General features: G+C 61.0%; 10 protein-coding genes. 1 reads left to right on the forward strand and 9 read right to left on the reverse strand.

Annotated elements, in window-relative coordinates; translation table 11 throughout:
* Positions 1 to 208: 208 nt before the first annotated feature.
* The 5 genes from pqqU to putP form a co-directional block, all read right to left on the reverse strand.
* The gene (gene pqqU, locus KHA73_RS14345) at positions 209 to 2,356 is read right to left on the reverse strand and encodes a TonB-dependent receptor PqqU (RefSeq protein ID WP_234585022.1); all 2,148 of its coding nucleotides are present in this window, start codon (positions 2,354 to 2,356) and stop codon (positions 209 to 211) included.
* A 172-nt stretch (positions 2,357 to 2,528) separates the two neighbouring features.
* Positions 2,529 to 3,827: an iron uptake transporter deferrochelatase/peroxidase subunit gene (gene efeB, locus KHA73_RS14350; RefSeq protein ID WP_234585023.1), complete on the reverse strand. Its 1,299-nt coding sequence runs from the start codon at positions 3,825 to 3,827 to the stop codon at positions 2,529 to 2,531.
* Positions 3,828 to 3,838: 11 nt separating this feature from the next.
* Positions 3,839 to 4,972 carry an iron uptake system protein EfeO gene (efeO, locus tag KHA73_RS14355; protein WP_234585024.1) on the reverse strand — a complete coding sequence of 378 codons (1,134 nt, stop codon included), beginning with the start codon at positions 4,970 to 4,972 and terminating at the stop codon, positions 3,839 to 3,841.
* A gap of 19 nt (positions 4,973 to 4,991) precedes the next feature.
* The gene (gene efeU, locus KHA73_RS14360; protein WP_234585025.1) at positions 4,992 to 5,837 is read right to left on the reverse strand and encodes an iron uptake transporter permease EfeU; all 846 of its coding nucleotides are present in this window, start codon (positions 5,835 to 5,837) and stop codon (positions 4,992 to 4,994) included.
* Positions 5,838 to 6,086: 249 nt separating this feature from the next.
* Positions 6,087 to 7,571, reverse strand: a complete 1,485-nt coding sequence (putP, locus tag KHA73_RS14365) for a sodium/proline symporter PutP (RefSeq protein WP_234585026.1) — start codon at positions 7,569 to 7,571, stop codon at positions 6,087 to 6,089.
* Between the two features lie 587 nt (positions 7,572 to 8,158).
* On the opposite strand from putP, the gene putA reads away from it, so the two are divergent.
* Positions 8,159 to 12,130: a trifunctional transcriptional regulator/proline dehydrogenase/L-glutamate gamma-semialdehyde dehydrogenase gene (gene putA, locus KHA73_RS14370; protein WP_234585027.1), complete on the forward strand. Its 3,972-nt coding sequence runs from the start codon at positions 8,159 to 8,161 to the stop codon at positions 12,128 to 12,130.
* A gap of 147 nt (positions 12,131 to 12,277) precedes the next feature.
* On the opposite strand, the gene tcyN is transcribed toward putA, so the two are convergent.
* The 4 genes from tcyN to KHA73_RS14390 all read right to left on the reverse strand — a co-directional run bounded on the left by tcyN (position 12,278) and on the right by KHA73_RS14390 (position 15,600).
* Entirely contained in the window at positions 12,278 to 13,030 is a 753-nt protein-coding gene (gene tcyN / locus KHA73_RS14375; RefSeq protein ID WP_234585028.1) for an L-cystine ABC transporter ATP-binding protein TcyN, read from the reverse strand.
* Between the two features lie 3 nt (positions 13,031 to 13,033).
* The gene (gene tcyL, locus KHA73_RS14380) at positions 13,034 to 13,696 is read right to left on the reverse strand and encodes a cystine ABC transporter permease (protein WP_234585029.1); all 663 of its coding nucleotides are present in this window, start codon (positions 13,694 to 13,696) and stop codon (positions 13,034 to 13,036) included.
* Positions 13,696 to 14,496 (reverse strand): cystine ABC transporter substrate-binding protein, encoded by an 801-nt coding sequence (tcyJ, locus tag KHA73_RS14385; RefSeq protein WP_234585030.1) that lies wholly within the window; start codon positions 14,494 to 14,496, stop codon positions 13,696 to 13,698. Before tcyJ ends, tcyL begins: the two co-directional genes overlap by 1 nt.
* A gap of 111 nt (positions 14,497 to 14,607) precedes the next feature.
* Positions 14,608 to 15,600: a D-cysteine desulfhydrase gene (locus KHA73_RS14390; protein WP_234585031.1), complete on the reverse strand. Its 993-nt coding sequence runs from the start codon at positions 15,598 to 15,600 to the stop codon at positions 14,608 to 14,610.
* Positions 15,601 to 15,656: the final 56 nt, after the last annotated feature.

The following is a 15,656-nucleotide window of genomic DNA, read 5'->3' on the forward strand; positions in this document are numbered from 1 at the left end:
CAACGCAGGAACACTATATCACGCCGGTTACGCCATTCCAGCAAAATTTTCTCCCACTGTCAGATCAAATAGTTATGATTAAAAACGCCGAATGACATTCCGGTTTCCGATTAAATTTTAGACAGTTTAAAATCTGCGTTTCAGCCCAAACTTTTGCATTCAACGTCAGAAAAAATGGGGGAACCTGCGGTTGCGGGTTCCCTGATCTTTACTCGAAGCTATAAGACAGGCTGACCCCGCCGCCCCAATTGCGGCCCGGCGCAGGTTCGTAATAACGGCCGTTGCCTTCATTAACGATAACCGACCCCACATAGCTGCGGTCGAACAGGTTATCGACGCGGCCAAACAGGTTGAGCATCCAGTTGCCTACCGGATAGCGATAGCCGGTGTTGAGGCCAACGGTGGTATAGGCCGGCGCCTGCCCGGTATTGCTGTCGTTCACCTCGATATCGCTCATGTAGCGCACCTCGGCGCCGGCGTACCACCCTTCCGGCGGCGCCCAGGCCAGCGAGGCGTAGCCCATATTGCGGGCGATGCCCGGCATGCGGTTGCCGGACGGCACGGCATTGGCCGCGCTGCACTGGCTGTCGCCGCAGACGTCGTCGCGGTAGCGGGCGTCAAGCAGGGTCCAGGCCAGCTGCAGCTTCCAGTCGTAGGCGAACTGTTGATCCAGCGCCAGCTCCAGGCCGCGCCGGCGGGTTTGGCCGGCGTTTTTGTAGCTGGTGCGCCCGTTGCTGCTTTCGTCCACGACGATTTCATTCTGCGTGTCGGTCTGGAATACCGCCGCGGTCAGCAGGCCGTTGCCGATGCGGGTTTTGCTGCCCAGCTCCACCGTGTCGCTGGTGGCGGGCTGCAGGCCGAAGTTAAGCCCGCTCTGGTTGCCCGGGCGGTAAGACAGCTCGTTGATGGTCGGCGTTTCAAAGCCACGGCCGGCGGAGAGATAAACATTCCAGCCTTTATCGATCGCGTAGTTGAGTGAGCCAGCCGGCAGCCAGCGATGATAGCGGGCATTGCCGCTGTCGTCGCCGTTACCGGCGGTGACGTAATGGTCGTTGGAATCAAAGTTGACGCTGCTGAAGCGCACCCCGGCATCCAGCGTCAGGCGCGGCGTCAGCTGCCATGAGCTCTGCAGGTAAGGATCCAGGCTCCACATCAGGTTGCGTTCGTTGCGACGCAGCGCCCCCTGGGTGCCCAGTTCGGTCACGCCGCCGGACCGGGTAAAGTTTTCATAACCCTTGCGTTGCTCGGTCATGGTTTCATAATCCAGCCCGCCGGTCAGGGTATAGGGCACCGCCGCCAAATCGCCGCGATGCGTCCAGCGGGTATCGATCCCCTGATAATGCCGCGTCAGATCGATAACCCCGCCGGGGTGTTTCGGATTGAGCTGAGGCGCCACCGGGATGGACTGATACTGGGTGGTTTCACGCTCACCGGCATACATCATCACGCTCAGGTCGTCATTGGCCCCCATTTGCCGCTGATAGTGCAGCCCGGCCTGGGTCTGCGACGTGCTTTTGCGGGTGTTATATTGATCGGCGCGCGGTGCCTGGCGCGGATTGTCATGCCACTCGGCGGCGGTCAGCCCACCGGGATCGTTGGCGTGAATATCCACGCTGTTGAACAGCAGCGTCAGCGTGCTGACGTCATCGATGCGCACGCCCAGCTTGGCGTTGCCGAGATTTTTTTGCGCGCCGCTGTGGTCGCGAAAGCCCTGGGTGGTGAAACGGGTGGCCGAAACGCTGTAGTTGACGTCCCCCGCCTGGCTGCCGTCGCCGGTCGCGCCGGTGGCCTTAACGCCGTAGCGCCAGCTGCCGTAGCTGCCAAAATAGCTGCCCGCTTCGATGCGATTGGGCTGCCGGCCGGTTTCGGTGATCACGTTCACCATGCCGCCCGACGCGTTGCCGTACAGCGCGGAAAACGGCCCGCGCAGCACTTCGACTTTATCTACCGAGTTCAGATCGATATTCGACGTTTGCCCCTGCCCGTCCGGCATGGTGGCGGGAATGCCGTCGACGTAAATGCGCACGCCGCGCACGCCGTACATCGAGCGCGCGCCGAAGCCGCGCACCGAAAGCTGCAGATCCTGCGCATAGTTTTGGCGGTTTTGCACCTGCAGGCCGGGCACGCTGCCCAGGCTTTCCGACAGGTTGATTTGCGGTTTGGCCGCGCGAATTTGATCGCCGTCGACCACGCTGACCGCCGCCGGGGTGGTCAGTTCGGACAGGCCGCTGCGCTTGGCGCTGACCACCAGGCTCTGCTCGCCATCGTCGCCCTGCGCGAAAGCGTACGCGCCGGGCAAGAACGCGGGAATAACTATGGCGGTGGCCGCCAACGTCGTTTTAGAGGTGCTTTTCATCGGGAGAATGCCATTAAAAGTGCTGAAACATGAACCGTTTGGAACAAAATCAACGGAATGTTAATACTTTTAACAGTCAATTGAAAATATTACGAGCAAAAGGGTAAGTTTTTTTGTCACGCCCGTTCGGGCCAAAAGGAATAAGGCGGGAAATCCCGCCTTGCCGCGCCGATTACGCCTTAAGCAGGCCGCTGGCCAGATAATCCTGGCTGTCTTTGACGCCCGGCAGCACGAAGAAATAGCCGCCGCCTATCGGTTTGATGTATTCCTCAAGCGCCTCGCCGTTCAGCCGCTTTTGCACCGTCAGAAAACCCTTTTCCAAATCGGCCTGGTAACAGACGAACAGCAGCCCCATTTCCAGCTGGCCGGAGTTCGACACGCCGATGGAATAGCTGTAGCCGCGGCGCAACAGCAGATTGCTTTGGCTTTCCGCCGTGCGCGGGTTGGCGAGGCGAATGTGCGCGTCCATCGGGATCACCTTGCCTTCGGGATCCTTGTCGTAGTCCGGCTCGTCGTGCTCGTGCTGCATACCCAGCGGCGCGCCGCTGTGTTTCTCGCGGCCGAAAATGGTCTGCTGCTCCTGCAGCGGCGTGCGATCCCAAAACTCGACGTGGAAGCGAATGATGCGCGCCGCCTGATAGCTGCCCCCCACCGCCCAGGCCGGCTCACCGGCGCTGTCGCCAACCCAGACCACGCGGTCCATCAGCGGTTTGTCGTCGGTTTTCGGGTTGCCGGTGCCGTCTTTGAAACCCAGCAGATTGATCGGCGTTTCTTTGCCCTTGCTGCGCGCGGAGTGGGCGGAAATGAACCCTTCCCGCTTCCAGCGCACGCTGAGCAGATCCGGCGAGTGCTTGATGATGTCGCGCAGCGCGTGGATCACCGTCTCGTTGGTGTTGGCGCAGATCTGCAGCACCAGATCGCCATGGCACAGGCTGGCGTCCAGCGAATCGTTGGGAAAACGGGTCATTCTTTGCAGCCGCAGCGGTTTTTGCGCCTGCAGGCCGAAGCGCTCGTCAAACAGCGAACTGCCGACCGAAACGGTGACGGTCAGGTTGTCCGGGTAAATCTCCGGCCCCATGATGCCCGAATCGAGCGGCGGCAGCTTGGGATCGACCTCCGGCGCTTTGCCGCCGCGGGTAAGGAACGCGATGCGGTCGGTCAGCAACCGGAACAGGCGCTCCAGCTCCTGCTTGTCGGTGGCCAGCACGTCGAAGGCGACCAGCATCATCGCCGCCTGCTGCGGGGTCAGCACGCCGGCCTGGTGGCGGCCGTAAAACGGCTGCTTTTGCCAGCGTTCGTCCTGCGCGTTCGCCAGCGCCTCCGCCGGTTTATCCGCCGCCCGCGCCAGACGTGTGCCGCCCAGCGCCAGCGCCCCCAGCCCCAATCCTTGCAGCAAACGCCGGCGCGACGGCGAAGCCGCGCCCTGTTGCTGCGGATGCGGCCCGTTATCCGGGCCGATCTTGTCGCTCATAGCTCGTTGCCTCAGTCCAGACCCAATACGCCGCGCAGTTGTGACAAATCTTCCGCCAGGGTGGTGACCGGCCCTTTCAGCGCGGTGCGATCGGCGTCGGTCAGTTTCTCGTAAGACGCGTAGCCGTCTTTGGTTTTGTATTTCGCCAGGATGGTATCCACGGTTTTGAAGTTGGCGTCGATCTTGTCCAGCAGCGGCTTGTTGGCCTTCATCAACAGCGGGCGCAGCAGGTTGACGATTTTCTGCGCGCCGTCGACGTTGGCCTGGAAGTCCCACAGATCGGTGCGGCTGTAGCGATCTTCTTCACCGCTGATCTTGCTGGCCGCCACTTCTTCGATCAGACCGGCCGCGCCGCCGACCACCTTGCTGGGCGGGAAGGTCAGATCGGCCACGCGTTTTTGCAGTTCGACGGTGTCGTTGTACAGGCGATCGGCGTATTTGCCCATGTCTTTGGCGGTGTTGTCGGCGAACAGCGCTTTCTCCAGGCGGTGGAAGCCGGTGAAGTTAGGATCTTGCGCCTTCTTCTCGTAATCGTCTTCACGGGCGTCAATGCTGCCGTCGAGATCGGAGAACAGCTCGGCGATAGGTTCGATGCGTTCATAGTGCTGGCGCGTCGGGGCATACAGCTTGCGCGCTTCGGCCACATTGCCGGCCTTCACCGCATCGGTGAACAGTTTGGTCTGCTTCACCAGCCCTTCCACTTCTTTGGTGACGTAGACTTTGTATTCGGCGATTGGGCCGACCAGATCCAGCGCGTTAGGCTTGCCGTCGGCAGCGCCGGCCGCGGCGGTCACCGTCAGCTTGCCTTTCGGGTTGCTCAGCAGCCCGCAGGTCATGTCGTAGTCACCCGCTTCCAGATTGGCGGTCATTTTCTGGGTAAAGCCCGGCGCGATATTCTCACGCTCTTCCACCACCATCACCCCTTTCAGGATTTCCCACTCGACGTTTTTCTGGCTGGTGTTGTGCACCACAAACTGGGTTTTGCCGGCCGGCACCGTCAGCTGCATCGGCTCGCACTGTTTGTCGTTCACGGTAATCTTGACCTGCGGCACGTCCGCCGCCAGGGCGTCGATGCTCAGCGCGAACGCCGGGATAGCCAGTAACGCTGCGTGTAACGCCTTGCGGCGGAATAACGGAGTAGACATACGAGATTCCCTATTAAAATTAATGATTGATTTTACGTTGCGCCGGAGCCGTTACCGGCGCCGTGCGCTGCGGCAGGAAAAAGAAAATCAGCGCCGGGATCAGATACAGGAAATAAACCGCCACTTCGCTTACCGTCGGCGCTTCCTGGTAGCCGAAGATGCCCTCCAGCAAGGTGCCGAACAGCGAGTGGGTAGACAGGGTGTTGCTGAAATCAAAGGCGATATCCTGGAAGTGGTTCCACAGCCCCGCCTCGTGGAAGGCGCGGATCGCACCGGCGGCCAGGCCGGCGGCGACAAACAGAATAAACAGGCTGGTCCATTTGAAGAATTTGGCCAGGTGCAGCTTCACGCCGCCCCAGTAAATCATCATGCCGAGCACGATAGCGGCCACCAGTCCGAGAACGGCGCCGATCGGCGCTTCAATCCCCACGTCCTGCTGAAAGGCCGCCAACAGGAAGAACACCGACTCCAACCCTTCGCGCGCCACGGCGAAAAACACCATCGCCACCAGCGCCCAACCCTGGCCCTGCCCGGAATTGAGCGCGTGATCGATGGCGCCCTCCAGATGCACCTTGACCGATCTGGAAACCTTGCGCATCCAGAACACCATATAGGTGAGGATAAATACCGCGATGACCGCGACGATACCTTCGAACAGCTCCTGCTGCTTCTGCGGGAATTCACCGGTGGTTTCGTTGATGAAGATGCCCAACGCCAGGCACAGAGCGGCGGCAGCGATCACCCCGATCCAAACAACGCCCAGCCACTGGCCGCGCTGGGTGCGTTTCAGGTAGCTGGCGATCAGGCTGACAATCAGTGCGGCCTCCAGGCCCTCACGAAACATGATAAGGAAGGGAACGAACATAGATAATAACCCCTGAAAAGGCATCCGCCGCGAGCCTGCGGGCCCGGAAATGGCCGCAGCGCTAATGTAAAGAAAAGTAAAACACAACGATAGTGATTATCATTCTGCCGCGCAGAAATACAAGAGCGCCAAGAGTGATTTTTTCTAATCAAATGTCGCCAGTTGTTTCAGGGTTTTTAGCGAAAATAGCGGCGCTAACAATAACAAAGGGCGCCTTAAGCGCCCTTGATAACCCGTGGGAGGAAGAGATTAAACGGTTTTGAACTCGGCTTCCGCCCGATCGAAACGCTCGGTCATGGTGGCAGAAGGCTGGCGGCCCATCAGGCTAACCACCACGATGGCGATGCAGCCGAACAGGAAGCCAGGGATGATTTCATACAGATCCAGCCAGGCGTACTGCTTCCAGACGATCACCGTCGCCGCGCCGACCAGCATGCCGGCCAGCGCGCCGTTGCGGGTCATGCGCTGCCACATCACCGAGATCAACACCACCGGGCCGAAGGCGGCGCCGAAACCGGCCCAGGCGTAGCTCACCAGCCCCAGCACGCGGTTTTCCGGATTGGCCGCCAGCGCGATGGCGATCAGCGCCACCACCAGCACCATGATGCGGCCGACCCACACCAGCTCACGCTGGCTGGCGCCTTTGCGCAGGAACGCCTTGTACAGGTCTTCGGTAATTGCGCTGGAACAGACCAGCAGCTGGCAGCTCAGGGTACTCATCACCGCCGCCAGGATCGCCGACAGCAGGATGCCCGCCACCCATGGGTTGAACAGCAGCATCGCCAGCTCGATAAACACCCGCTCGCCGTTTTGCGATACGTTGCCCGCCTGATCCGGGTTATTGGCGAAGTAGGCGATGCCGAAGAAGCCGACGGCGATGGTGCCCGCCAGGCACAGGATCATCCAGGTCATGCTGATGCGGCGTGCGCTGCGGATGGTGCGGTGGGAATCCGCCGCCATGAAACGCGCCAGGATGTGCGGCTGACCGAAGTAGCCCAGGCCCCAGCCCAACAGCGACAGGATGGCGACGAAGTTCAGCCCTTTCAGCATATCGAGGTTGGCCGGGTTTTTCGCCTCGATCACCAGCATCGAGGTATCGATGCCGCCAACGGCGAAAATCACGATCACCGGCGTCAGGATCAGCGCGAAGATCATCAGGCTGGCCTGCACGGTGTCGGTCCAGCTGACCGCCAGGAACCCGCCGATGAAGGTGTACAGAATGGTCGCCGCCGCACCGGCCCACAGCGCGGTTTCATAGCTCATGCCGAAGGTGCTTTCGAACAGGCGGGCGCCGGCGACGATGCCGGAGGCGCAGTAAATAGTGAAGAATACCAGAATGACGATGGCCGAGATCACCCGCAGCAGCTTGCTGTTGTCTTCAAAACGGCTGGTGAAGTAGTCCGGCAGCGTCAGGGCGTTGTTGTTCGCTTCGGTATGCACGCGCAACCGCCCCGCCACCAGCTTCCAGTTCAGGTAGGCGCCGATGGTCAGGCCGATGGCGATCCAGCTTTCGGAAATGCCGGACAGGAAGATGGCGCCCGGCAGGCCCATCAGCAGCCAGCCGCTCATGTCGGAAGCGCCGGCGGAAAGCGCGGTAACCACGCTGCCCAGGCTGCGGCCGCCAAGAATGTAGTCGTCGAAGTTATTGGTTGCCCGATAGGCAAGCAGGCCGATCAGCACCATCCCGAAAATGTACACCAGGAAGGTCACCAGCATAGGTGTGCTCATTGTCATTTAATTCTCCACTTTCATTATTATTCGCGCTCCACCCAACCTCTTATTACCGCCGTTAGCCGAAAATCAGAGGCCGGGCATGCGATGCATTTCACTTGCCGGTCCGCCGGAACGTAGCGAGACCGCAGAGATAGTGCAGGTAAAATAGTTTCTGCCCGGAATTGTTCACCGCCGGCTATCCTAGATGAGCCTTTCATTGCCCAACAAGATATTTAACAACAAAGTTACACAAAGTTTACCCTGCGTCACATTTAGCCCGCTTCAGGGTTGCACTCATGACAGATAAAATGAGTTACACCCCACGATTATCCTTATTTAACACAAGGAAAACCGCCACCGTCTTACTGGTTCCTCCTCATTTTGGTTGTTGCAGCAGCATCCGCACCTGCCGTCAGGATTAAAAAATCGATGGGAATCACAGTTCGCCCATCGACCTGATTTAACAAGGTTGCACAAAGTTGCAACATGCTGGATATTGTCGGCATTCTTCACACCACATATCTCACGAACCTATCCCAACAGGCTTATCCAGCCTGCCGTTCAGCTAGCCTGATGGGATAGGTTCTTAACACAGGAGTTGGATTGGCATGGGCACTACCACAATGGGCGTGAAACTCGACGAGGCAACACGCGACCGAATCAAAAGCGCGGCGCAGCGCATCGATCGCACGCCGCACTGGCTCATCAAGCAGGCCATCTTTAATTACCTCGAGCGTCTCGAGAGCGGTTCCGATATTCCTGAAATCCCAGCGCTGGCCGCCGCCGGCCAGGCCGAAGCGGACGACATTATGCCGCAAGCGCAGGAAGAGTCACACCAGCCTTTCCTCGATTTTGCAGAACAAATTCTGCCGCAGTCGGTGACCCGCGCCGCCATCACCGCCGCCTACCGCCGCCCGGAGACCGAAGCGGTGCCGATGTTGCTCGAACAGGCGCGATTACCCGCCGATCTTGCACAAGCCACGCATAAAATGGCCTACGGCATCGCCGAGAAGCTGCGGAACCAAAAAAGCGCCAACGGCCGCGCCGGCATGGTGCAAGGCCTGCTGCAGGAGTTCTCGCTCTCCTCACAGGAAGGCGTGGCATTGATGTGTCTGGCGGAAGCGCTGCTGCGCATTCCGGACAAACCGACCCGCGACGCGTTGATCCGCGACAAAATCAGCAACGGCAACTGGCACTCCCATCTGGGCCGCAGCCCGTCGCTGTTCGTCAACGCCGCCACCTGGGGCCTGCTGTTTACCGGTAAACTGGTGTCGACCCACAACGAAGCCAACCTGTCGCGCTCGCTGAACCGCATCATCGGCAAGAGCGGCGAACCGCTGATCCGCAAAGGCGTGGATATGGCGATGCGCCTGATGGGCGAACAGTTCGTCACCGGCGAAACCATCGCCGAAGCGCTGGCCAACGCGCGCAAGCTGGAAGACAAAGGCTTCCGCTACTCTTACGACATGCTGGGTGAAGCCGCACTGACCGAAGCCGACGCACAGGCCTACCTGGTCTCTTACCAGCAGGCGATCCACGCCATCGGCAAAGCCTCCAACGGCCGCGGCATCTATGAAGGCCCGGGCATTTCCATCAAGCTGTCGGCGCTGCACCCGCGCTACAGCCGCGCGCAGTACGAACGCGTGATGGAAGAACTGTACCCGCGCCTGCTGTCGCTGACCCTGCAGGCGCGCCAGTATGACATCGGCATCAATATCGACGCCGAAGAAGCCGACCGTCTGGAGATCTCGCTCGATCTGCTGGAGAAGCTGTGCTTTGAACCGCAGTTGGCCGGCTGGAACGGCATCGGCTTCGTGATCCAGGCCTACCAAAAACGTTGCCCGTTCGCCATCGACGCGGTGATCGACATGGCGCAGCGCAGCCGCCGCCGCCTGATGATCCGTCTGGTGAAAGGCGCTTACTGGGACAGCGAAATCAAACGCGCCCAAATGGACGGCCTGGAAGGCTACCCGGTTTATACCCGCAAGGTGTATACCGACGTCTCCTATCTGGCCTGCGCCCGCAAGCTGCTGGCGGTGCCGAATCTGATCTACCCGCAGTTCGCCACCCATAACGCCCATACCCTGAGCGCCATCTATCATCTGGCGGGCAACAACTACTACCCAGGCCAATATGAATTCCAGTGCCTGCACGGCATGGGCGAACCGCTGTACGAACAGGTGGTGGGCAAAGTGGCCGACGGTAAACTGAACCGTCCGTGCCGCATCTATGCGCCGGTCGGCACCCATGAAACGCTGCTGGCCTACCTGGTGCGCCGCCTGCTGGAAAATGGCGCCAACACCTCGTTCGTCAACCGCATCGCCGACGCCACCCTGCCGCTCGACGAACTGGTGGCCGATCCGGTCAGCGCCGTGGAAGCGATGGCGGCCAGCGAAGGCCAGATTGGCCTGCCGCATCCGCGCATCCCGCTGCCGCGCGAGCTGTACGGCGAAAAACGCGCCAACTCCAGCGGCCTGGACCTGTCGAACGAACAGCGCCTGGCATCGTTGTCCAGCGCCCTGCTGACCAGCGCCAGCCACCCGTGGCGCGCAGAACCCATCATCGACGCCGAGCTGGATCAGGGCGTGGAACAGCCGGTGATCAACCCCGCCGAACCGGGCGATGTGGTCGGTTACGTGCGTGAAGCCACCGAGGGCGAAGTGAGCCGTGCGCTCGACGCCGCCGCCGCCGCCGGCCCAATCTGGTTCGCCACCCCGCCTTCGGAGCGCGCCGCGATCCTCGAACGCGCCGCCGAACTGATGGAGAGCCAGCTGCAGAGCCTGCTGGGCATTCTGGTGCGCGAAGCGGGCAAAACCTTCAACAACGCCATCGCCGAGGTGCGCGAAGCGGTGGACTTCCTGCACTACTACGCCGGCCAGGTGCGCGACGACTTCGCCAACGACAGCCACCGCCCGCTGGGCCCGGTAGTCTGCATCAGCCCGTGGAACTTCCCGCTGGCGATCTTTACCGGCCAAATCGCCGCCGCGCTGGCGGCAGGCAACAGCGTGCTGGCCAAGCCGGCGGAGCAAACCCCGTTGGTGGCCGCGCAGGCGGTGCGCATTCTGCTGGAAGCCGGCATTCCTCAGGGCGTGCTGCAGCTGCTGCCGGGCCAGGGTGAAACCGTCGGCTCGGTGCTGGTCAACGACGCCCGCGTGCGCGGCGTGATGTTTACCGGCTCCACCGACGTCGCCGGCATCCTGCAACGCAGCATCGCCGGTCGCCTGGATCCGCAGGGCCGCCCAACGCCGCTGATCGCCGAAACCGGCGGCCTGAACGCGATGATCGTCGACTCTTCCGCATTGACCGAACAGGTGGTGACCGACGTGGTGGCCTCCGCCTTCGACAGCGCCGGCCAACGCTGCTCCGCACTGCGCATCCTGTGCATTCAGGAAGACGTGGCCGAGCACACGCTGCAGATGCTGCGCGGCGCCATGGCCGAATGCCGCATGGGCAACCCGGAACGCCTGTCTACCGACATCGGGCCGGTGATCGACGCCGAAGCCAAAACCGGCATCGAGCGCCATATCCAGGCGATGCGCGCCAAAGGCCGCAAGGTGTATCAGGCGGCCAAGGGCAACGGGCAGGACGAGAAAGAGTGGGCGCGCGGCACCTTTATCAAGCCAACGCTGATCGAACTGGACAGCTTCGACGAATTGCAAAAAGAGATCTTCGGGCCGGTGCTGCACGTGGTTCGCTTCCAGCGCGCCAACCTGGAAGGCTTGGTCGATCAGATCAACGCCGCCGGTTACGGCCTGACGCTGGGCATTCACACCCGTATCGATGAAACCATCGCCCGGGTGACCGATCGCGCCAGGGTCGGCAACCTGTATGTCAACCGCAACATGGTTGGCGCGGTAGTCGGCGTGCAGCCGTTCGGCGGCGAAGGCCTGTCGGGCACCGGCCCGAAAGCCGGCGGCCCGCTGTATCTGTATCGCCTGCTGGCCAACCGCCCGGACGATGCGGTGCAACGCACCCTGAACCGTCAGGATGAAGAACGCCCGCTGGAAGCCACCGCGCGGCCGCTGCTGCTCAACGCCCATCAGGCGCTGGAGCAGTGGGCGGTAGCGAAAAAGCAGAGCGATCTGGCTCAGCTGGCGCAGCGCTATGCGGAACTCGGCCAGGGCGGCACCGTGCGCCCGCTGCCGGGCCCGACCGGCGAGCGCAACACCTACGCCCTGCTGCCGCGTGAACGCGTGCTCTGCCTGGCGGATAACGAGGCCGACGCTCTGATCCAACTGGCGGCGGTGCTGGCGGTCGGCAGCAGCGTGCTGTGGCCGGAAGCCGAACTGCAGCGCAACCTGTATCGCCGCCTGCCGGCCGAGGTTCAGGCGCGCATCGCCTTCTGCAAAGACTGGCAGCAGGACAAGGTGGAGTTCGACGCCGCTATCTACCACGGCGACGCCGACCAGCTGCGCACCCTGTGCGAACAGATTGCCCAACGCAGCGGCGCTATCGTCTCGGTGCAGGGCTTCGCCCACGGCGAAACCAATATCCTGTTGGAACGCCTGCTGATCGAACGCTCGCTGAGCGTCAATACCGCCGCGGCCGGCGGTAACGCCAGCCTGATGACCATCGGCTGATCGTTGTAGTCAATCGCCTGAGGGCGCAGTTCAAATTGAACTGCGCCCTTTTTATTTGCATCTCCGCAGCCGCGCGGCTGTAGAGAAAGAATGGGAGCGGGGAGGATTGGCTACGGGCCGAACATATTCGTCTTCGGCCCGTACCACTTACTGATTCAAAAACTTGTCGAGGAACTGCTTGGTGCGCTGGTGTTGCGGGTTGGCGAACAGCGCTTTGGCCGGGCCCTGCTCTACGATGCGGCCGTGATCCATAAAGATGGCGCGGTCGGCCACGTCACGGGCGAAGCTCATCTCGTGAGTGACGATCACCATGGTGCGTTTTTCTTCCGCCAGCGAACGGATGGTGTTGAGCACTTCGCCCACCAGCTCGGGATCGAGCGCCGAAGTCGGCTCATCGAACAGGATCACTTCCGGTTGCATCGCCAGCGCGCGGGCAATAGCCACCCGCTGCTGTTGCCCGCCGGAAAGGCGCCGCGGATAAGCCTGCTCCTTGCCGTTCAGCCCAACCTTGGCCAGCAGGGCGCGCGCGCGCTGCTCGGCGCCGGCCCTGGCCTCGCCCTTGACGAACACCGGCCCCTCGATGATGTTCTCCAGCACCGAACGGTGCGGGAACAGGTTGAAGTTCTGGAACACGAAGCCCACCTGCTGACGCAGCGCGCGCACCAGTTTCTTCTGCTTGCTTAAAGGCTTGGCCCCGTCGATCAGGATATCGCCGACGCGAATGGTGCCGGAATCCGGCTCCTCCAGCAGGTTGATGCAACGCAGCAAGGTGGTTTTTCCCGATCCGCTCGGCCCGATAATCGCCACTACCTCACCGGCGGCCACCTCCAGATCGATCCCATGCAGCACCGTCTGACCTTTGAACTGCTTGGTCAACTGTTTAACTTCGATGGCACTCATGCGTTACTCCTGATCCTGGCGGTTAACGTGGTTTTCCAGGCGGTTTTGCAGCGCGGAAAGCAGGGTCGCCATCACCCAGTAAATCAGCGATGCCGCCAGATACATGGTGAACACCTCCAGCGTGCGCGAGGTGATCAGCTGCGCCTGGCGGAACAGTTCCGGTACCTGGATGGTGGCCGCCAGCGAGGTGTCTTTCACCAGGCCGATAAAGCTGTTGCCCAACGGCGGCAAGGCGGTGCGCGCAGCCTGCGGCAGGATCACCCGGCGCAGCGTTTGCCAGCGGGTCATGCCGATGCTGGCGGCGGCTTCCCACTGCCCTTTTTCAATCGAGGAGATCGCCGCGCGCAGCGTTTCGGACGTGTAGGCGGCGGTATTGAGCGACAGGCCAATCAGCGCCGCCGGGAAGGGGTCAAATTCGATGCCGAACTGCGGCAGGCCGTAGTAAATCATAAACAGCTGCGCAATCAGCGGCGTGCCGCGGAACAGCGAGACGTAGATGCGCGACAGCCACGACAGCGGCCATAACGGCGAAAGGCGCATCAGCGCCAACAGAAAACCGAGCAGCAGGCCCAGCGCCATGCCGCCCAGGCTGAGCTGCAGCGTGAGTATCGCGCCCTTCAATAAAAATGGCGCTGAATCCAGCGCCAGTTGAATACTTTCGTGCATTATTTAGTTACGTCCGCGCCAAACCATTTCTCGGAAATCTGCGCCAGCGTACCGTCTTTTTGCATTTCGGCGATTGCCTGGTCAATGGCGGCCAGCAGCTCAGGGTTGTTTTTGCGCAGCGCCACGCCAGATTCCTGACGAGAGAACGCCGGGCCGGCAACCGCCAGCGTATCGCCGGTTTTCTTCACCAGATCCAATGCCGCCAGGCGGTCGACCAGAATGGCGTTGATGCGGCCGACGCGCAGATCCTGGTATTTGGTCGGGTCATCGTCATAAGTGCGAACGTCTACGCCCTGCACGTTGTCGCGCAGCCACTGTTCGTAGTTGGTGCCCAGACCGACGCCGACCTTTTTGCCCTTCAGATCGTCCGGTTTGGTGATGGTGCCTTCATTGCCCTTCTTCACCAGCGCCTGAATGCCGGAGACGGTGTAAGGGGTGGAGAAATCGTATTTCTTCTGGCGCTCAGGGGAGATGGTCACCTGGTTGATCACCACGTCGATGCGTTTGGATTCCAGCGAAGCCAGCATGCCGTCCCACTTGGTCGGGTTCAGCTTGGCCTTCACGCCCAGGTGCTGCGCCAGCGCATTGGCGAAATCCACTTCGAAACCGGCCAGCTTGCCGTCTTCACCCTGGAAGCTGAACGGCGGATAAGTGCCTTCCAGACCGACAATCAAAGTGCCGCGCTGTTTTACCTGCTGCAGCAGGTTGTCGGCGGCATAGGTTTGCGCGCTTAAACCGGCGGTCAACGCTACGGCCATCACGCCCATCAGCATTTGACGGCGAACTTTGGAAAAGATCATAAACACCCCTGTATGTTGTTTATCTTTTTTGATATCAGCACTTTAACAGTGCAGCCTTCCGCATAAAGGAATATAACCTTATAAATATAGTCCAAAATGGAATAACAATGATTACACCTGCGGATGATAGGCGAACAGCGCCGGCGCGCCGCCGGTATGAATAAACAGGATGGGGCCATCGTCGCGGAAGCGCCGTTGGGCGATGCCGTCGATCAGGCCGGCCATCGCTTTGCCGGTATAGACCGGATCCAGCAACACCCCTTCCTGCTGCGCCAGCAGCTGCACCGCCGCCGTGCCTTCTTCGTTCGGCATGCCGTACTGCGGCGCGAAGTAATCGTCCCACAGCGCGATCGGCGCCAGCGGTTCGACGTTCAGCGAGCAAGCCAACGCTTTTTGGATCTGTTCAACCTTCGGCAACTGGTCAATGGCCTTGCGCGAAACGGTCACGCCAATCAGCTCGCTCTCCGGCATCAGCTGCTGCAGGCCAACCGCCAGCCCGGCGTGGGTGCCGGCGCTGCCGGAGGCGACCACCACCGAACTGAACGCAACGTTGCTGCGGCGGCTCTGTTCGGCGATTTCGAGCGAGCACTGCACGTAGCCCAACGCGCCCAACGCATTGGAGCCGCCCACCGGCACCACGTAGGGGCGAAAGCCCTGCGCTTCCAGGCGCGTCGCCAGTTCGGCCAACTGCTGTTGCGGATCGTGCAACGCTTCGCACATCACCACTTCGGCATTGAACAACCCCAGCAACAGGCGGTTGCCGTTGGTCAGATAGTTTTCTTCGCGGGTATCGATCGGGTTTTCCAGCAACGCGACGCAGTGCAGGCCCAGCTTGGCCGCCACCGCCGCCGTCTGGCGCACATGGTTAGACTGAATAGCGCCGGCGGTTACCAGCGTGTCGGCTCCTTGGCGCAACGCATCTGCAGCCAAAAACTCGAGTTTTCTCAGTTTGTTGCCGCCCATCGCGATTGGCGTGACGTCGTCACGTTTGATGTATATTTCACGGCCCAGATAATCGGAAAGGCGGGACAGTTTTTCGAGCGGTGTGGCAGAGCCGACAAAATCCAGGCGCGGGAATTGCGCCAGTTGCTGTTGCAGGTTCACTACTTCCCCCAGGGAATCAAGTATCAACATCTGGCGGATAGATTTAGCAGAAGTGA

The organism is Serratia entomophila (genome assembly GCF_021462285.1).
GTDB lineage: Bacteria > Pseudomonadota > Gammaproteobacteria > Enterobacterales > Enterobacteriaceae > Serratia > Serratia entomophila.

Excerpts from the sequence above, each read along its gene's own strand:
- pqqU (WP_234585022.1), bottom strand. The coding sequence starts at position 2,356 with ATGAAAAGCACCTCTAAAACGACGTTGGCGGCCACCGCCATAGTTATT.
- efeB (WP_234585023.1), bottom strand. The coding sequence starts at position 3,827 with ATGAGCGACAAGATCGGCCCGGATAACGGGCCGCATCCGCAGCAACAG.
- efeO (WP_234585024.1), bottom strand. The coding sequence starts at position 4,972 with ATGTCTACTCCGTTATTCCGCCGCAAGGCGTTACACGCAGCGTTACTG.
- efeU (WP_234585025.1), bottom strand. The coding sequence starts at position 5,837 with ATGTTCGTTCCCTTCCTTATCATGTTTCGTGAGGGCCTGGAGGCCGCA.
- putP (WP_234585026.1), bottom strand. The coding sequence starts at position 7,571 with ATGACAATGAGCACACCTATGCTGGTGACCTTCCTGGTGTACATTTTC.
- putA (WP_234585027.1), top strand. The coding sequence starts at position 8,159 with ATGGGCACTACCACAATGGGCGTGAAACTCGACGAGGCAACACGCGAC.
- tcyN (WP_234585028.1), bottom strand. The coding sequence starts at position 13,030 with ATGAGTGCCATCGAAGTTAAACAGTTGACCAAGCAGTTCAAAGGTCAG.
- tcyL (WP_234585029.1), bottom strand. The coding sequence starts at position 13,696 with ATGCACGAAAGTATTCAACTGGCGCTGGATTCAGCGCCATTTTTATTG.
- tcyJ (WP_234585030.1), bottom strand. The coding sequence starts at position 14,496 with ATGATCTTTTCCAAAGTTCGCCGTCAAATGCTGATGGGCGTGATGGCC.